At 69.6% G+C, this 19,485-nt stretch carries 21 protein-coding genes and 2 pseudogenes; 18 read left to right on the forward strand and 5 right to left on the reverse strand.

Going from position 1 to position 19,485, the window contains the following annotated elements; all coding sequences use genetic code 11:
• Nucleotides 1-302 precede the first annotated feature (302 nt).
• Complete coding sequence (locus tag MFF61_RS32295) at nucleotides 303-605, reverse strand: metal-sensitive transcriptional regulator (protein WP_048446322.1); 303 nt, start codon at nucleotides 603-605, stop codon at nucleotides 303-305.
• A 162-nt stretch (nucleotides 606-767) separates the two neighbouring features.
• Between MFF61_RS32295 and MFF61_RS32300 the strand changes: the two genes are divergently transcribed.
• Nucleotides 768-1,100: a four-helix bundle copper-binding protein gene (locus MFF61_RS32300; RefSeq protein WP_238241784.1), complete on the forward strand. Its 333-nt coding sequence runs from the start codon at nucleotides 768-770 to the stop codon at nucleotides 1,098-1,100.
• A 236-nt stretch (nucleotides 1,101-1,336) separates the two neighbouring features.
• A pseudogene (locus MFF61_RS32305) lies at nucleotides 1,337-2,034 on the forward strand (multicopper oxidase domain-containing protein); the annotation flags it as partial.
• Between the two features lie 44 nt (nucleotides 2,035-2,078).
• On the opposite strand, the gene merA reads toward MFF61_RS32305, so the two are convergent.
• From merA to MFF61_RS32320, 3 genes are all read right to left on the reverse strand, one after another.
• On the reverse strand, nucleotides 2,079-3,494 hold the full coding sequence (gene merA, locus MFF61_RS32310) for a mercury(II) reductase (RefSeq protein WP_238241785.1): 1,416 nt from the start codon (nucleotides 3,492-3,494) through the stop codon (nucleotides 2,079-2,081).
• Nucleotides 3,495-3,589: 95 nt separating this feature from the next.
• Nucleotides 3,590-3,886 (reverse strand): cation transporter, encoded by a 297-nt coding sequence (locus MFF61_RS32315; RefSeq protein WP_238241786.1) that lies wholly within the window; start codon nucleotides 3,884-3,886, stop codon nucleotides 3,590-3,592.
• Nucleotides 3,887-3,901: 15 nt separating this feature from the next.
• The gene (locus MFF61_RS32320; RefSeq protein ID WP_238241788.1) at nucleotides 3,902-4,300 is read right to left on the reverse strand and encodes a mercuric transporter MerT family protein; all 399 of its coding nucleotides are present in this window, start codon (nucleotides 4,298-4,300) and stop codon (nucleotides 3,902-3,904) included.
• 77 nt (nucleotides 4,301-4,377) lie between these two features.
• Here MFF61_RS32320 and MFF61_RS32325 point away from each other — a divergent pair, with 77 nt between their 5' ends.
• From MFF61_RS32325 to MFF61_RS32345, 5 genes and pseudogenes are all read left to right on the forward strand, one after another.
• The gene (locus MFF61_RS32325; protein ID WP_238241789.1) at nucleotides 4,378-4,884 is read left to right on the forward strand and encodes a MerR family transcriptional regulator; all 507 of its coding nucleotides are present in this window, start codon (nucleotides 4,378-4,380) and stop codon (nucleotides 4,882-4,884) included.
• A gap of 41 nt (nucleotides 4,885-4,925) precedes the next feature.
• The gene (locus tag MFF61_RS32330) at nucleotides 4,926-5,321 is read left to right on the forward strand and encodes a transposase (RefSeq protein ID WP_238241790.1); all 396 of its coding nucleotides are present in this window, start codon (nucleotides 4,926-4,928) and stop codon (nucleotides 5,319-5,321) included.
• A gap of 35 nt (nucleotides 5,322-5,356) precedes the next feature.
• A complete protein-coding gene (locus tag MFF61_RS32335) occupies nucleotides 5,357-5,899 on the forward strand; it encodes a hypothetical protein (protein ID WP_238241791.1) in 543 nt (180 codons plus the stop codon).
• Nucleotides 5,896-6,318: a transposase gene (locus MFF61_RS32340; RefSeq protein ID WP_238241792.1), complete on the forward strand. Its 423-nt coding sequence runs from the start codon at nucleotides 5,896-5,898 to the stop codon at nucleotides 6,316-6,318. The genes MFF61_RS32335 and MFF61_RS32340 overlap by 4 nt, the downstream gene beginning before the upstream one ends.
• 77 nt (nucleotides 6,319-6,395) lie before the next feature.
• Nucleotides 6,396-6,743, forward strand: a pseudogene (locus MFF61_RS32345) (multicopper oxidase domain-containing protein); the annotation flags it as partial.
• A gap of 39 nt (nucleotides 6,744-6,782) precedes the next feature.
• Here MFF61_RS32345 and MFF61_RS32350 read toward each other — a convergent pair.
• Nucleotides 6,783-6,938, reverse strand: coding sequence for a hypothetical protein (locus tag MFF61_RS32350; protein WP_238241816.1), 156 nt, complete (start codon nucleotides 6,936-6,938; stop codon nucleotides 6,783-6,785).
• 73 nt (nucleotides 6,939-7,011) lie between these two features.
• Here MFF61_RS32350 and MFF61_RS32355 point away from each other — a divergent pair, with 73 nt between their 5' ends.
• The 11 genes from MFF61_RS32355 to MFF61_RS32405 all read left to right on the forward strand — a co-directional run bounded on the left by MFF61_RS32355 (nucleotide 7,012) and on the right by MFF61_RS32405 (nucleotide 19,476).
• Entirely contained in the window at nucleotides 7,012-7,521 is a 510-nt protein-coding gene (locus MFF61_RS32355) for a hypothetical protein (protein WP_238241794.1), read from the forward strand.
• A 12-nt stretch (nucleotides 7,522-7,533) separates the two neighbouring features.
• Nucleotides 7,534-7,923 (forward strand): hypothetical protein, encoded by a 390-nt coding sequence (locus MFF61_RS32360; protein ID WP_373324824.1) that lies wholly within the window; start codon nucleotides 7,534-7,536, stop codon nucleotides 7,921-7,923.
• 423 nt (nucleotides 7,924-8,346) lie between these two features.
• Entirely contained in the window at nucleotides 8,347-9,639 is a 1,293-nt protein-coding gene (locus tag MFF61_RS32365; RefSeq protein WP_238241797.1) for a type II restriction enzyme NmeDI-related protein, read from the forward strand.
• Nucleotides 9,640-10,354: 715 nt separating this feature from the next.
• Nucleotides 10,355-11,830, forward strand: coding sequence for a calcium-binding protein (locus MFF61_RS32370; RefSeq protein ID WP_238241799.1), 1,476 nt, complete (start codon nucleotides 10,355-10,357; stop codon nucleotides 11,828-11,830).
• A 176-nt stretch (nucleotides 11,831-12,006) separates the two neighbouring features.
• Complete coding sequence (locus tag MFF61_RS32375; protein ID WP_238241817.1) at nucleotides 12,007-13,806, forward strand: type I secretion system permease/ATPase; 1,800 nt, start codon at nucleotides 12,007-12,009, stop codon at nucleotides 13,804-13,806.
• On the forward strand, nucleotides 13,803-15,116 hold the full coding sequence (locus tag MFF61_RS32380; protein ID WP_238241801.1) for an HlyD family type I secretion periplasmic adaptor subunit: 1,314 nt from the start codon (nucleotides 13,803-13,805) through the stop codon (nucleotides 15,114-15,116). The genes MFF61_RS32375 and MFF61_RS32380 overlap by 4 nt, the downstream gene beginning before the upstream one ends.
• 83 nt (nucleotides 15,117-15,199) lie before the next feature.
• The gene (locus tag MFF61_RS32385) at nucleotides 15,200-15,544 is read left to right on the forward strand and encodes an NADH-quinone oxidoreductase subunit A (RefSeq protein WP_238241802.1); all 345 of its coding nucleotides are present in this window, start codon (nucleotides 15,200-15,202) and stop codon (nucleotides 15,542-15,544) included.
• On the forward strand, nucleotides 15,535-16,437 hold the full coding sequence (locus tag MFF61_RS32390; protein ID WP_238241803.1) for an NADH-quinone oxidoreductase subunit H: 903 nt from the start codon (nucleotides 15,535-15,537) through the stop codon (nucleotides 16,435-16,437). Before MFF61_RS32385 ends, MFF61_RS32390 begins: the two co-directional genes overlap by 10 nt.
• On the forward strand, nucleotides 16,434-17,321 hold the full coding sequence (locus MFF61_RS32395) for an NADH-quinone oxidoreductase subunit J family protein (protein WP_238241805.1): 888 nt from the start codon (nucleotides 16,434-16,436) through the stop codon (nucleotides 17,319-17,321). The genes MFF61_RS32390 and MFF61_RS32395 overlap by 4 nt, the downstream gene beginning before the upstream one ends.
• The gene (nuoK, locus tag MFF61_RS32400) at nucleotides 17,318-17,629 is read left to right on the forward strand and encodes an NADH-quinone oxidoreductase subunit NuoK (RefSeq protein ID WP_238241806.1); all 312 of its coding nucleotides are present in this window, start codon (nucleotides 17,318-17,320) and stop codon (nucleotides 17,627-17,629) included. Before MFF61_RS32395 ends, nuoK begins: the two co-directional genes overlap by 4 nt.
• Nucleotides 17,626-19,476, forward strand: a complete 1,851-nt coding sequence (locus MFF61_RS32405) for an NADH-quinone oxidoreductase subunit 5 family protein (RefSeq protein ID WP_238241807.1) — start codon at nucleotides 17,626-17,628, stop codon at nucleotides 19,474-19,476. Before nuoK ends, MFF61_RS32405 begins: the two co-directional genes overlap by 4 nt.
• Nucleotides 19,477-19,485 lie beyond the last annotated feature (9 nt).

Below are 19,485 nucleotides of genomic sequence, written 5' to 3' on the forward strand. Positions count from 1 at the left end.
AAATTGGACCGCCCTTTACACATCGAGGCGCTGAGACGCTGCAGTGGCCGTCGGACAGATGCATCTTGACCTTAGGTAATATACGCGAGGTGCTGAAGCTCAGGTTGATTGGCGAGCGAGTAGTCGTGCACTGACGCCCACGGACATATGACGCGCCGCCCTTCCAACCGCGTATATATGTGGACGACATCAAGCCGGTCGCCGTACGTTTCCCTGGCACCAACATTCGAGATGCCTTGCGTGCCATCCGCGGTCTTGGCAGGCTTCCGCCATGCCTTGCAACTCGCGGCTCTGCCCTAAGGTCAGACAATCCTGCCGATAAGGCTGCCGATCTCGTCGGCCAGGCGCTGACGTTCCTCCCGTGAGAGGTCGCTCGCGACGGAGGCTTGCACCAACCCGTGCATGTGGTCGCGGATCATGTCGGACTGCACGCGCCGCAACGCGGCGATGATGGCGTCGATCTGGTGCGCGACGTCGACGCAGTAGCGCTCCGTCTCGATCATCTGCTGGATGCCACGCACCTGCCCTTCGATGCGACGCAGCCGGGGGAGTTGCTGCTTGTGGTCCACCGTGATCCCACCGTGGTCCTTCTCGGAACCCGACATGCTGCCTTGCGCCTCTGGTGGGACTGGCGGCCGCCGGCCCAGCGAGTTGGAACCATACCCGGCGGGGGTATGTTGTCTCTTCGTCGTGTGCCCGCTCCATCCGAGCAGGCCCGCGCACACATAGTACGGCTTGGCCGAACTCCTAACAATGCGAGCGACACAATGCACCAGATGAGCCCGGACATGCAGGCGTGCATCGACGAGTGCCTGCGCTGCTACCAGACCTGCCTCGGCATGGCATCCAACCACTGCCTGCCAGCCGGTGGGAAGCACGTCGAGCCGGAGCACCTCCGCCTGATGCTCGCCTGTGCCGAGATGTGCCGCACCTCGGCGCATTTCATGCTCCTCGGCACGAGCCACCATAAGCACACCTGCCGCGAGTGCGCCGACGTGTGCGAGGATTGCGCGCGGAGTTGCGAGCAGGTCGGCGATATGCAGCACTGCGTTGAGCAGTGCCGCCGCTGCGCCGAAAGCTGCCGGAAGATGGCGGCCTGAACCGCTTGTTCGGGACGATCCAGGCTGCTTCCGTCGGGCGGTTCCAGTTCAGGGCCACTCGGCGGCATCTCCGGTACTCCGCCTCGTCCCGGTTGTCCCTCCGTCCCCTTGTCGTCGGTGCCCCGCCTCAGCGGGGTTGGAGGGACATCAGACGCAGCGGTATCGGCCCAAGCGGTACATGTCGCGGCCCCCGCACCCCGGCAGCCGGGCCAGCCAATCCGCAGGAGGGATCTCCAATGCTTCGACGCGACTTCATCGGTGCCTCGGGCGCCCTTCTCGTTGGAGCCGGGCTGGTTTCGGGCCGCACCAAGGCCGCCGCAATCCCGGAGGCGTCCAGAATGGCCGAAGCTACGACGCAGGCGCCGCTCATCCCTAGCTCAGGCCCCGACTACAACCCGGTGGTCACCCTGAACGGTTGGACCTGCCGTGGCGCATGACGGCGGACGGCTGGAAGGAATTCCACCTCGTCGCCGAGCCCGTCGAGCGGGAGATCGCGCCGGGCATGGTCGCGCGGCTCTGGGGCTGCAACGGGCAATCGCCCGGGCCGACCATCGAGGCGGTCGAGGGCGACAAGGTCCGCATCTTCGTCACCAACAGGCTGCCCGAGCACACCACCGTCCACTGGCACGGCATGCTCCTGCCCTCAGGAATGGACGGAGTCGGTGGCCTGTCGCAGCCGCCGATCAAGCCGGCCGAGACCTTCGCCTACGAGTACGTGCTGCGGAAGAGCGGCACCTTCATGTACCACCCCCATGCCGACGAGACCTTCCAGATGGCGGTGGGCATGATGGGCTCGTTCGTCGTCCACCCGAAGGAACCCGCCTTCATGCGGGTGGACCGCGACTTCGTCCTCCTCGCGGGCGCCTACGTACCAAGGGTCGCGACCATGACGGACTTCAACATCTGGACCTGGAACTCGCGGGCGTTCCCAGGCAGGGTGTGCAAGAACCTGCTCGGGAGTGACGAGCCCGCCCCGCCTCACTCAGCGCAGCAGGAGAGCTTCGCCGGGTCCTTGTAGCGGGCAATCGCGACGATCTTCAGCGCCTCGGCCATGGTCGGATAGACGTGCAGTTGGTCGATGTAGTCGTCGAGCGTGGCACGGAAGCGCATCGCGATGGCGGCCTCGTGGATCACCTCGGGCGCGCCAGCACCGACCATGGAGACGCCGAGCACTTCGTTCGACCCGGCGTCCGCCACCATCTTGATGAGCCCTCGCGTGTCGCGGATCGCGCCCGCGCGGGGCACCAGCTCCATCGGGATTGTCGCGCACCAGCAGCGATGACCGGCGGCGATCGCCTCCGCCTCCGTCACGCCTACGATGCCGATCGGCGGGTCGGTGAAGACCGCGCGGGGGATGACCCGACCGTCAAAGTTGCGCAGGTCGTTGCCATCGAGGGCGTTGTGGGCAGCTATCCCGCCCTGCCGCGCCCCAACGGGGGTTGCCATCTGGCTCTCGTGCAGGCGCCCAATCACGTCGCCGGCCGCGAAGATGTGGGGTGCGCTCGTGCGCAACTGCGCGTCCACCTCGACCTCGCCGCGCGCGTTCACGGCGACGCCGGCAGCCTCGAGGCCGATCTCGTCGGTGTTGGGCCGACGGCCGGCGGCGATCAGCAGACGCTCGGCGCGGAACGTGCGCCGGCCCTTGCCGACTCGAACCTCCGCTACGACGCCGGCGCCCTCGGACCGGACGCCCTCGACCGTGGCGTGGGGCACGATCGAGATGCCTTCCTCGGCGAACACCTGACCAATCGCTTGGCCGACGGCGGGCTCGTAGCCGTGGGCGAGCACCTGGGCGTTGCGATCGAGGATTGTCACCTCGGTCCCGAAGCGGGCGAACATCTGCCCGAGCTCGAGCGCGATGTAACCGCCGCCGACGATCAGGAGCGATGCCGGCAGCTCCTTCAACTCCGACGCCTCATCGTGGGTGAGGAGGTCGCTCGTGAGATACGGCACCTCGTCCAGCCCGGGGATGTCGGGCACGACCGGCCGCGAGCCCGTGGCGATCAGGAAGCGCTTGCCGGTCAGCCGCTTGCCGCCGATCTCGACCGTGTTGCCGTCGAGAAAGCGCGAGCGGCCTTCCTCGATCGAGAACTGACCGCCGACAAGGCTGTCGTACTTCTTTCCCCGGTAGACCCGAATCACCTCGTCCTTCTGCGCGATCAGCTCGGCGAAGTTCACCTTCAGCCCGGGCCCGCAGGTCTCGAGGCCGGGGTAGCGCGGGTTGCGCGCGTCGAAGATGAGCTTGGCCGCCTCGATCAGGTTCTTCGACGGCAGGCAGCCGCGGTTGACGCAGGTCCCGCCGATCACGCGCTCCTCGGTCATCACGGCGGTCTTGCCCATGTCCTGGGCGGCGAGCGCGGCGGCGAAGGCGGTCGAACCCGAGCCGAGGATCACGAGATCGTAGCGGTCTTGGCCGGAGCGGTCCGGAGCGCAGCAATCGGAATTCATCGGGTGCCTACCTGTGGCTCGAGGCGTCGTAGTTGTCGGTCTCAGTTCGCGCGCACGCGCGCCGGATAACCGGCGTCGGTCGAGGCCTGCGCGAGCGCCTCCGGCCGTACCTTGGCGTCGTCGTAGACGACGGTGGCGATCGCCGTGCCGTCAGCCTTCTCCGCCACCGTGACGCTGGTGACGCCGGCGACGCGGCCGATGGCGCGCTTCACGACTGGGGCGCAGGTGACGCAGCTCACGTTCTTGACGTCGAGCACGGCAGTGCGCTGGACGGCCTGGGCCGACCCTGCGGTGAGAAGCGCGGCGATGGCGAGGGTGGCACGAGTCGTCTTTTGCATCGGTGCTCTCCGGTCTCAGGTGCCAAGAAGCAGCGGCGCGGCATAGGGGAAGGCGATCGCGAGCGCGACGAGCACCGCCGCCGACCACAGCGCGACCTTCACCGCCCGGTTCGGCATCGGCCGCGCACAGGCATGCCCGGGCGCGCATGCGGCAGGCTTGCAGCGGTAAACGCGGAAGAAGCCGAACCCGAGGAAGGCGAGCGCCGCGGCGACGAAGAAGGGTTGGTACGGAGCGAGCGCCGTCAGGTTGCCGATCCAGGCGCCGCTGATGCCGAGCGCGAAGAAGACGAGCGGGACCACGCAGCAGGACGACGCGCCGATCGCGGCGAGGATGCCGCCGGCCGCAAGCAGGACCGAGCCCGCAGGCCGCTCGGCCTTGGTGTCCGCCCCTGCGATCCTGTCCGTCGTCGCCATTCCGATAGGTCCTTCACCCGACACGGAGCATGAGATAGGATCTGTAGCGACTACAGATACAAGGGACTTTTTGCGCGATGGACAAACAGATTCTCCAGGACACCGCGCCGCGCCTGGCCATCGGCGCTCTGTCGCGGCGCACCGGGGTCAACATCGAGACGGTGCGCTATTACGAGCGAATCGGGCTCTTGCCGCTGCCAGCGCGCAGCGAAGGCGGGCACCGCCTCTACGGCAGAGGGCACCTGATGCGTCTGAACTTCGTCAGACGAGCCCGCGACCTCGGTTTCACGCTCGACGAGATCAGAGCGCTCTTGGAACTAGCAGAAAAGCGTGATCGGCCCTGCGCCGAGGCACGGGACGTGGCCGCGAGCCACCTGTCCGACGTGAGCGCCAAGATCGCCGGCCTTCGAACGATGGAACGGGTGCTGGAGGACATGGTGGCGCGCTGCACGGGGGGCACGGCCCCCGATTGCCCGCTCATCGAGGCGCTGTTCGAGCCGAACGACGTCGTGGACGGCAGGATACCGAGACAAGATCAACCAAGATCGAAACCGGCTTCGAAGCTGTCACGATCTCGCAGATAAAGTAGAGTGGGCCATGCCTCTCCTCCCTCTACGGAGATCTCGTGCGCTTCATCGAATGCCAGGACCGCGCTCAAGCTAGTCTGCTTCCGCCCAGCATCGAGGACTACATCGCACGATATGCAATGGTGCGGCTGGTCGACGTGTTCGGCGACAGCCTTCAGTTGAGCGAGCTCGGGTTCCACCACCGTGTCGCCGCTGCGACTGGCCGCCCCGGCTTCCGCCCCGGCGACATGCTCCGGGTGTACGTTTGGGGTTATCTCAATCAGGTCCGTTCGTCGCAACACCTCGAGCGCGCCTGCGTTCGCGACTTGGAGGCGATCTGGCTCATGCGTTGTCTCGGGCCCGATTATCGCACAATAGCCGCGTTCCGGGACGACAACCCCGAGGCAATCGTGCGTGCGCCGCGTTCGTGGAGTTCTGCCGGGAGAAGGGCCTGATCGGTGGAAGCACGGTCGCTCTCGATGGAACCAAGATGCGGGCGGTCGCCAGCCCCAAGAACATCGCGTGGGCCGAGCGTCTCGCGCGCGACATCGCCCACACCGAGCGCGAGATCGCCTACTGCCTCGACCGGCTCGATACGACCGACGAGCAGGCGGCACAGGGCTTCGGTGATCAGCCCGCACACCGCGAGGCCTTGGCTGACGCGCTTGCGGCGCTCAAGCGACGCAAGGACCGGCTCAGGAAACGGCAGGAAAAGCTGGCGAAGCGCGCAGAGAAGGTGCTCGTCTTCGGCGAACCAGACGCTAAGCCGATGGGCTACGCGCACGCGCCCAAGCTGCCGTCCTACAATCTTCCGAGCGTCGTCGGCGTCGAGAGCGGGCTCATTGTCGACCACGACGTGTTCAACGACGCGAACGACAGCCACATGCTGCGCCTGATGGCGCTCGCGGCCAAGGAGGTGCTGGAGGCGGGCGAGCTGCACGTCCTGACGGATGACGGCTACTCGAATGCGGTGGTCGCGCGCTGCGAGGCCGAGGCGATCACGGGGTCGGCACGATCAAGCGCGGCGCAATGAACAGCGAGCACTTCCGCCCAACCCAGTTCGTCGACGACGAGGCGAGAGACAAATCCGCTGCCCCAGCGGGCGGGCACAACCGCGGCAGGGCGGTCTGCTACCGCACGCCGGCCTGCAAGACGTGCAGCCTGAAGCCGCGCTGCACGCCCGGCGCGCAACGGGCCATCCACCGCCTCGTGGATCAAGGTGCGCTCGACCGGATGGAGGCGCGCATCTACGCCGACCCGAGCCTAATGCAAGTCAGGCGGTGCGCGGTCGAGCACCCGTTCGGCACGATCAAGTGGATGTCCGGCAGGGGTGGATTACTGACGCGCGGGCTCCGGAAATTGAAGGCGGAAGCGGCGTTTCCGGTGCTGGCCTTCAGCATCATCCACGCGGTGAACGCCTTTGGGGCGGAGCCGCTGACCGGAGCTGACTGAGGGGTCGCATCTGCGCGCCCAGTCTCAGCGGATTATCTTTAACCCAGTATTAGCCGCGAGTTTCCCCGCAGCCTGCAGGCATCGACCCGCTGGTCGTGGCGAAGGGGGACCGGGTGCGTGTCCGCATGGGCAACCTGTCGATGACCAACCACCCGATCCACATGCACGGCTACTCCTTCGAGGTGACATGCACGGACGGCAGCTGGGTCAAGGAGAGCGCCAGGTGACCGAAGGCCACCATCGACCTGCCCGTCGGGGCCATGCGCGCCTTCGAATCCGACGCCGAGGGTGACTGGGCGATCTACTGCCACAAGTCGCACCACACCATGAAGGCCACGGGCCACTCCGTGCGCACCTACACCGGCGTGGACCAGGCGGAAATCGCGAGGAAGGTTGGCCTACTCGTTCCGGGTTTCATGCCGGTGACAACTCCGCCCGCTGAAGCAGGCGGCTTCTCGGTGCAGCTACGCGGCAACCCGCCCGCCTACGCACCGAAGGCCGATATCCCGGCCCGATCCGAAGGCCCGTTCATGCACAACCATCGCCGCCGCCACGTCGCGATCCAGCACGCGCCCGCAGGCGCAGGCATGTACTCGAACGCCGAGCGTCTTGGCCTTGATCGTCCCGCACGCGGGGCAGGTCTGGCTCGTTCCGCGCGGGTGTTGCCAGCTTGGCGTCCGGCGGCAGGTCCCGGTGCCACACCGCCTTGATCCCGCCCGGCACGCCGACGACGCCGATGCGCCGGTCCTTCTTCACGCTCAGGCCGTCCCCGACCCGCAAGGTCGCGGCGTGGTGGCGCGCGCAGGCGCGGTGGCGCGGGAAGCCGTGCACGCGCTTGAGGAACGCCGTGAAGGTCTGGTCGAGGCGGCGCAGCACCTGCTGCAGGGCGGAGAAGGACCAGCGGGCGAGCCCGTCCGGATCGGCCGTGCGGCACGCTTTCAGTTCGGCAGCCTGCTGGGCGTAGCGCCGGCTGATCCCGCGGCGGCGGTAGGCTTCGACGCGCTGTTGCAGGCAAGCGTTGTACAGACCGCAGAAGTCGCGCAGCCTCGCGTCGAGGAGGGCGGTCTGCGCTCGGTTCGGTCGAAGCCGATCCTTGCAGGAGCGGACCTGCCTGGTCTTGGTGCGCCCGGTTCGTTCCAGGGGTCGAGCGGGCATCGCCAGACCTCCGCATTCCCCCGTCGCCTGAAGGCGACGCTCCCCTAAGAAAGCCAATCTATGGGCTCCACCGGCGGCGCGGCGATGGCCGGCATGCGGATGCCGACCCTGGACAACACGCTGCCGATGATGACGGGGGAGGGGCCGTTCGGGTCGGTCGAGATGGGCGGCATGTTCTCGGTCGTGAAGGTTCGGGAAGGCTTGGCGCGGGGCGACTACAAGGATCCCGGCTGGCACCGCAACCCGCCCGGCACGGTGGCTTACAAGGTGGAGACGCCGGCGGTCGCGGCGACCTCGAACGGCGCCGTCGCGGCCGCCGCTCCGGCGACCCGCGCGGGGCGCGATCCCCGCATGATGACGATGAACGTACAGGCACGGCGCCGGACGATCGGCATGCGGGCCCAGGACATGCGGGACATGCCGATGGGGACACCAAGCGGTGAGACCTGACCGTTTCGTCCGGGACGACCACCGTGCGGGCGGCCCACAGACCTCGCGAGGCCGTTGCCGGCTTCGATGCCCAAATGGGCGCGGGCGGTGATGCGCCCGTTACGGTACGGTGCCGTTGGCTCGGCTCACGGCACGACCGCAGATCCTCATGCGCAAGGGAGTGCTGCAAGTTGGGGTGAGGATCTCACTGACGAGCCGCTGGCCCGATCTTCGAAGGTTTCTCTTGGTCCCCCGCCGCGGCACCACATCCGCATCCCACCAGGGCGCAAGCGTTCTGGCGCCGTCGACGGCTCCCGCATCCGTTGCACGGTTGCGACACCCTCCCATCATCACGGGAAACCCTGCCCATCCATCCCCGGCATTGTGGTGCCCGATGCGCCGACCGGGCATATTCGGGAGCCACGACCACCAAGCCCCCCGAACATGACGAACGTGAACGACGCCTGGATCGGCAACCTCGTCCGGCACTGGCGCGAGGACCCCGGCGCCTCCTACCGGACTTGGTTCCTGTGGGAGGAGCGCATCAAGAACTTCCGCTCGATCCGGCGCGGCATCCAGGCGGTCATCGACGAGATTCGGGCCGACACCTTCGGCAACGCCTACCGCGGCTCGTCGCTGGAAACCGTCGTCGCCTCCATCGCCGAGCAGCGCCAAGTGTTCAAGGGCGCCGACCACGCCTTCCTCTGGAAGCCCAAGCTCCGCATCCCCGACATCTACGAGGACCGGTCGAACCAATTGGCCTTCGGGCGCTTCCTCGACGCCTGCCTGTGCTGCAACGCCGAGGCGCAGGTCCTGGCGGCGATCCGAACGCTCGACCAGTCGCGCATCAAGGGGCTCGGCCCGGCCGCGGCGAACCTGCTGTACTTCCTCCACCCGACCGTGGCTCCCCCGTTCAACACCGCCATCGTGAAGGGCTTCAACGCGCTCACGGGCGCCAACGTGAAGCTCGGCAAGTGGGACGAGTACCTCGCGATGCGTCAGGGCATCCTGGCCCTCAACGCCGCCCACCGGACGCTTCTGTCGAACGACCTCGGCGCCGCAGCCGGCTTCCTCTTCGATGTCGGCTCGGGGCGCTACCCGCTTCCCGAGCGTGATGCCACCGCGGCGCTGGAGCGGTGGCGGGAGGATCTCGAACGCGTGCGGGCCGAGGCGGCCGGCGCCGCCTCGAAGGCGGCGCAGGCCGCGAGCGAAGCCGACCACACCCATACCGAGATCCAGGGCTGGCTCCGGGACCTCGGGCTCGCGCTCGGTTTCGACGTATGGGTCGCCTCGAACGACGGCAGCCGTCCTTACGCCGGCGGAAGGTTGTCCGACGGCTGCCTCGACCGGCTGCCCGCGCGGTTGACCGCGAACGGCTCCGCCGAGACCGTCCGGCTCATTGACGTGATCTGGCTGGATGCGGCCAGCCGCGACGTGGCGGCGGCGTTCGAGGTCGAGCACACGACGAGCATCTACTCCGGTATCGTGCGGATGCTTGACCTGGCGCTCGGCGTCGAGGGCGGAACGGCCCGCAACTTCTTCCTCGTCGCGCCCGACAACCGGGAAGAGGATGTGCGGGCGCAGTTCGCCAGGCCGGCCTTCTCGCGTGTGAGCGAGTTGGACCTCCGCTACCTGCCCTACAGCGAGTTGCGCGGGCATCGCGAGACCATCGCGCGCTTCGGAACAGGCCTCAAGGGGGTGCTGGCTATCGCGCGGCCAGTCGGTGCACCACGTTGAGCTCCTCCTGCTAGTCCTGTCGAGGATGGTGCTCCCGGACAGCAGCGACGGGGTGGAGAAGCGACTCACCCGATGGCACCTGTGGGCGCGGTGCCGCTTGGACCATGACGACCTGCCGCCGGCCCAGAGTTCCCGTCGATCATGCTGCGGGTTCGCCGTCCCACTCCGACCATGGCGGCCGATGTGCCCGGAGCGGGCATGATCAAGGCGGGGTGAAGGCGGATCAAGGTCCCGGGCCGCGCGGGTTCGAAGCCGCGGCAGGCGACGCGTACGGCGTGGTCGAACGGGGCTGCGGACGGCTCATCGGCCCGCTCCCTGAGCAAGGGCCGGTCGCGTGTTCCCCGATGTGCCCGGCGTTGTTGACCCGGTTCCCTGTGCGTCCGTCTCCCGAGAGACAAGGGAGCCGCTTGGGCGCGATGAAACGCGCGACCCACGGTCCCATACCCTACCGGGGTTCGGTTCCCGTACTCCGCTCACGGACCCGGATCCTTGCATCCTGGCCGTCGCGGCGCCGGCCCGCATGAGCATACCGATGCAGCCGTTTTCCCGATAGGGAAACCTGCACTGCGTCAAACCGTCCCGTGCCGGAGCCACGATGAAACGGAGCCGCGCATCGGGTGTTGGATGGTCGTCTACCCTCCAGGGGTATACGCCGTCGCGCATCGCCGCCAGGTCGTCACCCCATCCTTGGCTTATCGGCAGGAGGACACGCCTCATGACGCATCGCCCGCACCATCGAGCCCCTGCGAACGACCAGGACATCCAGGAGAGTTTCGGCGACTACCGCCTGTATATCGGCGGGCACGGCCGCGACGCCTATTCCGGCACCGGCCAGATGGACATCGCGTTCGGGCGGAACGGGAGCGACTACCTCTCCGGTCGAGGTCAGGACGACGATTTGCAGGGCGGCAAGGGCAGCGACGTCCTCCTGGGCGGCGACGGCATGAACCACCTCGATGGAGGCAAGGGCAACGACGTCCTGATCGCCGGCGGGGCGGCGGACGCGCTGCGGGGCGCCGAGGGGAACGACTACCTCGACGAGGGCGGGGGGCACGGCGACCTCGAAGGAGGTCCAGGCAACGACGTCCTGACCGGCGGTCCCGGCGGCGACGCCTTCGTCGTCTCGCCCGACAGCGGCGACGACATCCTCACGGATTTCTCCGCCGGTCCCGGCATGCTGGACCACCTTGCGGTGCGGGGGCTCGACCCCGAGGACCTGAGGTTCGAGGACACCTTCGCCGGCGTGAAGATCAGTTGGGACGTCGCCGGCGGCGAGGGGTCGGTCCTGCTTGCAGGCGTCCAGAAGACGGACTTGGCGCAGGACGACTTCATGTTCACGGACGACAGGATGGTCATCCAGCCGACGAGCGCGGACGAGGACCAAGTCACGGCCGTGAGCTACGCCAAGGACGAGGGCTTCGACCTCGGCGCCCCGAACCCGGGGGATGACACCGGTTCCGAGGACACGTTCCGCTTCGACGAGTTCAACGTGAGGGAAGGATCGGGTCGGGCCGACACGTTCCAGGGCACCGGCGACAGGGACTACTACTTCGGCCTGGGCGGGAACGACCGCCTGTTCGGGGGGGCGGCCGACGACGACCTTCGCGGCGACGCCGGCAACGATGTCCTCGACGGCGGGGCGGGCCAGGACGACCTCGGGGGCGGCGTCGGCTCGGACCGGCTGTACGGCGGCGACCAGGCCGACAACGTCATGGGCGAGGACGGCAACGACAAGCTCTTCGCAGGCGCCGGCCATGACATGCTCGACGGCGGCAAGGGCGACGACGAGCTGAACGGAGGCGACGGCGCCGACGCCTTCATCGTGGGCCCTGACACCGGGAACGACGTGGTCACGAGCGGCTTCGACGCCGGCCCGGGCGCCTTCGACCACATCGCGCTCCGGGACATCCTACCCGGTCAGGTCACCGTCGCCGACGGGGTGTCGGCGCATGACGACGGGCACACCGGCGTCCTCGTGAGCTGGACGACGGCCGAGGGCAGCGGGTCGATCTTCCTCGAGGGCCTGACGAAGAGCCAGATGGCCCAGGACGATTTCATGTTCAACGCCGACGACGGTAGGGAAGGCGGCTTCGTGAACGATCCGGCGATCACGTCGGCCGGCTCGCAATACATCTTCCAAGACCCGGCGAGTTCGGCGGCAGGTGACCCGAACCACAGCTACGTGGCCTGAGTGACGCCTGCGCCCGCGGTCCTTCCGCGGGCGCTCCCATGGGCGGCCGAGCCGGCCGCCCACCCGACGATCCCCCGGGCCACAGGGACGTGCCGCCCGAGGGTCTTTCCGCCGTCAGGGCCGTCGAGATGAGCCACGTCGAGAGTTCGTCGAGCCTATCCGGTGACGAAGCGGGCATGGAGGAGGGCGGCCTGCCGAGCGGGGCCGGGATCGCTCTCCTTGCCATCGGCCTGCTGAGCGCCCTCGTCAACCTCCTCTATCTGACCGGCTCGCTGTTCATGCTGGAGGTGTACGACCGCGTGCTGCCGAGCCACAGCGTCCCCACGCTGCTCGGTCTGGCGACCATTGCGCTCGCCCTCTATGCATTCCAGGGCCTGTTCGACGTTCTGCGCAACCGGCTGCTCGTCCGGGTCGGCGCGACCGTGGAGCGGTCCCTCGGACGACGCACCTACGAGGCCGTCGTGCAAGCGCCGCTGACCACGGCGCGGCAGGGCGACGGCCTGCAGCCGCTCCGCGACCTCGACCAGGTCCGGGCCTTCCTGTCGAGCCCGGGTCCCGCCGCCCTGTTCGACCTGCCCTGGATCCCCCTCTACCTCCTGCTCTGCTTCGCCTTCCACGCCTGGATCGGGGCGGCCGTGCTCGGCGGCGCGCTCCTTCTGGTGGTGATCACCCTGATGGCGGACCTCCTGACGCGGCGGCCTTCAAGGGCCGCAGCCGCCGCGGCGAGCCAGCGCAACGCCCTGGCGGAGGCCGGGCGGCGCAACGCCGAGGTGTTGCGCGCCATGGGCATGGCGGCGCGCACGGGCGACGCCTGGGACGAGGCGAGCGAGCGCCACCTCGTCGCCCAGCGCCGCGCTTCCGACGTCTCGGGCGGCCTCGGCGCCATGACCAAGGTCGCGCGCCTCACGCTGCAGTCGCTGGTGCTCGGCATCGGCGCCTACCTCGTGATAGCGGGAGAAGCGACGGGTGGCATCATGATCGCCAGTTCCGTCCTGGTCGGCCGGGCGCTCGCACCGGTGGAACTGGCCGTCGCCCACTGGAAGGGCCTCGTGGCCGCGCGCCAGGGCTGGACGCGCCTGAAGGCATTCCTCTCCCTTTTCCCGCGTCGCGCCGTGGGCGTCGCCTTGCCGCCGCCCCGCGAAAGCGTCCGCGTGGAGGCCCTGACCGCGGCGGCTCCTGGGGCGGACCGTCCCCTCGTCCGCGACGTCACGCTCGCCCTCCGGGCCGGCGAGGGCCTCGGCATCATCGGCGCGAGCGGTTCGGGCAAGTCCTCGCTCGTCCGTGCGCTGGTCGGGGTCTGGCGCCCCCTGCACGGCTGCATCCGTCTCGACGGCGCCACCCTCGACCGATGGGCTCCGGAGGCGCTCGGCCGGCACGTCGGCTACCTGCCGCAGGACGTCGAGCTCTTCGCCGGCACCGTCGCCCAGAACATCGCACGGTTCGACCCGGGCGCATCCTCGGAGGACATCATCGCGGCCGCGCGCCAGGCCGGTGCCCACGACCTCGTGTGCTCCCTGCCGGAGGGCTATGACACCCCCATCGGGGAGGGCGGGGCCGCCCTTTCGGGCGGGCAGCGCCAGCGCGTCGCGCTCGCCCGCGCGGTCTACGGCAACCCGTTCCTCGTCGTGCTCGACGAGCCCAACTCCAACCTCGATGCCGAGGGCGAGGACGCGCTGACCCGCGCGATCAGGGGCGTCCGCTCCCGCGGCGGCATCGTGGTCGTCGTCGCGCACCGACCCAGCGGCCTGGTGGGCGTGGATCACGTGCTCCTCATGGCGGAAGGACGCGCCCAAGCCTTCGGGCCGAAGGAGCAGGTGCTGTCCGCGCTCAAGCGGCCGCCCGCCCGCGCGCCGTCGGGGCAGCCCAGGCTTCCCCGGGTCCGAGCCGGAGAACTCGCCTCGGTCGGAGAGCGGCCGGTGCCGCTGAGGGTGGTGGCCGACGCGGACGCCACGCAGGGAGAGGAGGCCAAGGCGTGAGAGCGTCACCCACCTGGGACATCCGCCGCTCCGTCCGGCGCCACGTCCTCCTGAGCCTTTCGGCCGCGACGCTCCTGGCCGGCGGCCTCGGGGGATGGGCGGCGACCACCGAACTCGCCGGCGCCGTCGTCGCGCCGGGCACGCTCGTGGTCGACTCCTTCGTCAAGAAGGTGCAGCACCCCACCGGCGGCGTCGTGGGCGAGCTGCGCGTCCGGGACGGGGACGTGGTACGGGCCGGGCAGGTCGTCGTTCGCCTGGACGAGACGGTCACCAGGGCGAACCTCTCCGCCATCGACAAGAGCCTCATCGAGCTGACTGCGCGGCAGGGGCGCCTGGAGACCGAGCGCGACGGGGCCGCCCAAGCCAAGTTCCCGGCCGCCCTGCGGGAGCGGGGCCGCACCGATCCCGAGGCCGGCAAGGTCGTGGCCGGCGAGATCCGGCTGTTCGAGCTTCGTCGGGAAGCCCGTGCAGGACAGAAGGCGCAGTTGAGGGAAAGGACAGGGCAGCTTCGCCAGGAGATCCAGGGCCTGACAGGGCAGGTCGCCGCCAAGAAGCGCGAGATCGACCTGATCAACCGCGAGCTCGAAGGCGTGCGCGAGCTCTGGCGCAAGAACCTCGTCCCGATACAGCGCGTGACGGCCCTCGAACGCGACGCCGCCCGACTGGAGGGCGAATACGGGCAGCTCGTCGCCTCCATCGCGCAGGCGAAGGGAAAGATCTCGGAGACCGAGCTCCAAGTGATCCAGGTCGACCAGGATTTGCGCAGCGAGGTGGCGAAGGAGCTGGGCGAGGTGCAGGGGAAGATCGCCGAACTCGTCGAGAAGCGGGTGGCGGCCGAGGACCACCTGAAGCGCACCGACGTCCGGGCCCCCCAGGACGGGGTGGTCCACCAACTCGCCGTCCACACCGTCGGCGGGGTGGTCAACCCGGGAGAGCCGATCATGCTGGTCGTGCCGCGGGCCGACACCCTCGTCATCGAGGCCAAGGTGACCCCGAGGGACATCGACCAAGTGCAGCGCGGGCAGGCGGCGATGCTCAGGCTGACGGCGTTCAACCAGAGGACGACCCCGGAGATCGAGGGCACCGTCGGCCTCGTCGCCGCCGACCAGATCACGGACGAGAAGTCGGGCACGAGCTACTTCAAGGTCCACGTCACACCCAGGCCCGAGGCGCTCGCGCGGCTCCAGGGCGTGAGGCTCGTGCCGGGGATGCCGGCCGAGGTATTCATTCGGACCGGCGAGCGGACCGTGCTGTCCTACCTGACGAAACCGCTCAACGACCAAGTCAGAAGGGCGTTCAAGGAGGATTGACGCCGTCGCCCCGGGCGCCACGTCGCCGTGGTTTCCGGATGTGAGGGAGAACCCTGCGCGGGAGCCGCCGGAAGGAGAGGCGAATGGAGCGGATGGCGGCGCAAAGCCCGGTCCTCGGTGACTTCGGTTTCGTGGCCCTGGTGCTGGTCATGGCCGTGGGCCTCGCGTTGCTGGCGGCTGCCGCGTTCGCGCGAGCGCCGGCTCGGACCGTCCGCGCTCCCCCCGCCTGGGCGCAGTTCCGTTTCGGCTATGCGGTCTACGCGCTCGTCTTCCTCGCCTTCGACATGGAGATGATCTTCATGTACCCATGGGCGGTCGTCTTCGCCGACATCGGCGTGAGCGCCTTCCTCGACATGCTGGTCTTCATCGTGCTCCTGTCGGCGGGCGTCGCCTACGCCTGGGGCATGGGTGGCCTGCGATGGGAGTAGCGACGGCCCTGGCGGTCCTCGCCGCCCTGCTCGGGGGGGCCGCCCTGACCCACGTGGTCGAGCGCGCTTTCGTTCGCGCCGGCCGGGAGCCCGGCCCGGCGCAGGGAGCCGACCTGCGGCACGCCCTCGAATTGCCCAACGCCGACCGGTTGCTGCTGCCGGCCGGCCCGGTCGTGGCGCTCGCGGGTGTCGCGCTCGCGATGGTGGTGCTGCCACTCGGCCCCGGTCTGGTCGGACGCGATCTCGGCCTCGGCCTCTTCTACGTCATCGTGGTCGTGGATTTCGTGGTGCTCGGCCTGGCCCTCGCCGGCTGGGGCACGAACACCCCCGAGGGGGTCGAGGCCTGCTACCGCATCGTCGCCCAGCTCGTCGCGTACGTCGTGCCGCTCGGGCTCGCCTACGTCGGCGTGATCATGATGGCCCGTTCGCTGTCGACCGTGGCGGTGGTCGACGCACAGCGCGGCCTATGGTTCGTCGTCCTGCAGCCCCTGGGCTTCCTGCTCTACGTCGTAACCGGGCTGATGCAGTCGTACCGCGCTCCGTTCCTGGAGCCGTTCGCGGCCTCGCTCGGTGGCGGCGTGCTCGGCGTCGCGGGCGGCTGGTCCGCGCTCGCGTGGCGGGTCGCGCTCGCCGGCGTGCTCCTGGTCGTGGCCGCGGTCGGGGCGGTGCTCTACCTCGGAGGCCCGTCGGGTCCCTGGCTCCCGGGATGGGCCTGGATGCTGGCCAAGACCTACGGCCTGATGGCGTTGATGCTCGGGCTCGGGCGCCTCGTCCGCCCGTTCTCGACGGCGGAGATGCTGGCGCTCTCCTGGAAGGTCCTCATCCCGCTCGGCCTCGTCAACGTGCTCCTGGTCGGCGGCCTGATCCTCCTCGGAGTGGGGCCCGGCGCATGATGGCCGCCTTCGAGATCCTCGCCTTCACGACCTGCTCCTTCGTCGCCGTCGCAGGCGCGCTCGGCATGGCGACGACCATGAGCATGTTCCGCTCCGGCATCTTCCTGATGGCATCGTTCATCGGCGTCGCCGGCCTGTTCATCCTGCTGTCGGCCGACCTGATCGGGCTGCTCCAGGTCATGATGTACGTCGGGGGCTTCCTCGTCATGATCCTGTTCATGGTGCTGGTCATGCACGATCCCGGCGGGGCGGTGATGGCCGGCATGGACCTGTCCCCGCTGGAGCGCTGGTTCAGCAAGGGCCTGACGCCGCGCGGGGGCGCGGGCCAGGGCGGCCATGGGCCCTGCGAGGGCCGGCACGGCCACGGCCACGACGCGCAGGACCATTCCGGCGGGGCCATGCCGCACGGCGTCTCCGACGGGCATGCGGGGCATGCCGATCACGGACACGCGCACGCCGAACACGGGCACGGCGGCATGGAAATGTCCATGGTGACGCCCGTGCGCCCGCTCGCGGCGTGGCTCGCCATCGCCGCCGGGACGGTCCTCGTGGGCATGCTGATTCTGCGGCCGGCTTGGCCCGTGACCGACGCGGTCCCGGATCCCGACTCGGCCCGGCGGGTCGGCCACCTTCTCATGGACAAGTACATGGTCGCGTTCGAGGGCGCGGGATTCCTGATCCTGATCGGCATCTTCGGCGCCGTGCTGCTTGCCCGGCCCTCGACACACCCGGACGACGCCTCGCGCGCCGCAAGGGTCGCGCTCGACGCGAAGCCCGAGGCGATCCGCAACGACCGCCTGGCACCGCTCGCGGGGTCGGGCGGCGTGGCAGTCGAGCCGGGCCACCATGGGGGCGACCACGCACACGAGGGTCACGTCCGATGACAGTACCGCTCACTGCATACCTCGTCGTCGCCGCGCTCCTGTTCGCCATCGGCGTCTACACCGTCGTCGCCCAGCGCTCGGCGATCATGGTCCTGATGGGGGTCGAGGTGCTCCTCAACGCCATCGGCCTGAATGCCATCGCGTTCTGGCGCTTCACCGCGCCGGACGACTACTCCGCGCAGATCCTGGCCATCCTGGTCGTCACCGTGGGAGCCGTCGAGATGGCCATCGGGCTGGCCCTCGTGCTGCTGCTCTACCGGCAGCGCCGGACGGTCGAGGTCGACGCCTACGCCGATTTGAATGGATGACGGCGCTCCTCGTCGTCCCCCTCCTGCCGCTCCTGGCGGCCGGCACGGCCTTCGCCGCCGGCCGGCGCCTGCCCTGGGGCGGCGGCGAACTCGTGACCTCCGGGGTGGCCCTCTCCCTTGTGGCGCTTGCGCTCGTCCCGACCGGGACGTCCATGTCCGCGACTTGGTTCGAGAGCGGCGGTCTCCGTTTGACGGTCGGGCTCACGGCGACTCCGCTCACCCGGTTCGTCTCGGCCGTCGTGGCCGGCGTCGCCCTGTGCGTCATCACCTACGCCATCGGCTACACGGCCGGTCGCCGCGACCGGCCCCGCTTCTTCGCCGAGCTTGGACTCTTCGTCGGCGCCATGCTGGCCCTCGTCCTGGCGAACTCCCTCGTTCTCCTGTTCGCGGCCTGGGAGATGGTCGGATTGGCGTCCTTCCTGCTGATCGGCTTCGAGCACGCCTCTCCCGGAGCGTCGGCGGCCGCCGCCAAGGCGTTCCTGATGACGAGGATCGGCGACGTCGGCCTCCTGCTCGGATGGCTCCTGGCGCTCACCGCCGTCGGCACCACCGACATCGACGCCGTCACCGGGGCCGTCAGGGCCGGACGGGTCGAGCCCGGCGCTGTGACCGCCATGGCGCTCCTCATGCTCGCCGGCGCGGCCGGAAAGAGCGCCCAGTTGCCGCTCTCCGCATGGCTCCCCGACGCCATGGTCGGGCCCACGCCGGTCTCGGCCCTGCTGCACTCCGCCACCATGGTCGCCGCCGGCGTGTTCCTCGTCCTGCGCCTCGACGCGGTCTTCGCGGCGGCCCCGCCCGCGATGGCTGCCCTGTTCTGGGTCGGTGCGGCAACGGCGGCCTTCGCGGCGCTCGTCGCGACCGCCGAGACCGACCTCAAGCGGGTGCTCGCGTGGTCCACCTGCTCGCAACTCGGCGAAATGATGGTCGCGCTCGGCCTTGGCGGCGCCCGCGCCGCGGCCTTCCACCTCGCGGCGCACGCGGCCTTCAAGTCCACCCTGTTCCTCGCGGCGGGCATCGTGCAGGAGCAGGCGGGCACGCGCGCGCTCGACCGCCTCGGCGGACTGATCCGCGCCTTGCCCTTGGCGGGAGCCGCCTTCCTCGTCGCGGCCCTCGCGCTCGCCGGCGTTCCGCCGCTCTCCGGGTTCTGGAGCGAGGAGGAGATCCTCGCCGTCGCGTCGCGACACGGTCCTGGGGCAGGGGTACTCGTCGTGTTGCTCGTCCTTCTCGGCGGGACCTACATCGGTCGCGCGGGGGCCGCGGCCTTCCTCGGTCCGCGCCGCGGTCCGACGGAGCCCGGCAAGCCCGCCTGGACGATGCGCGCGGGCACGCTCGCGCTGGCGCTCGCCTCGGCGGGACTCGGATGGCTGCTGGCCGGTCGCCTCGACGCATTCCTGCCCTTCGGGGCAGGCCCCGGGGCCGAGGTCGCCTGGAGGAACCTCGGTGTCGCGGCCGGCCTCCTGGGCCTCGGCATCGGTGCTGTCAGGGGAAGGGACGGATCGCCGGCGCTCGGCCCGTGGCCCGGCCGTCTCGCCGACGGGCTGTCGGCGATCACGACGGCCCCGGCGCGCTGGACGACGCGGCTCGCACGGCGCCTCGGGCCGGTGGAGGATGCGCTCGACGCGGCAGCCCGAGGCGTCGCCGGCTGGGCCTGGAGCGCCGGTCGGACGGCCGGTCGCGTCGAAGCGCGCGGTTTCGCGCGCCTGGGGGACGGGCTTGCGGCTTGGCTGGCCGCTGGGGGCGAGCGGCTCCGCGCGCTCCAGGCCGGCCGTCTCTACCTCTACACGCTCGGCCTGTTCGCCTGGGCCACGGCCGCCCTCGCGGCCGGCGCCCTTCTGCTCTGGCTCTGAACCCGGGTT

This window comes from Methylobacterium isbiliense (assembly GCF_022179325.1).
Lineage (GTDB): Bacteria > Pseudomonadota > Alphaproteobacteria > Rhizobiales > Beijerinckiaceae > Methylobacterium > Methylobacterium isbiliense.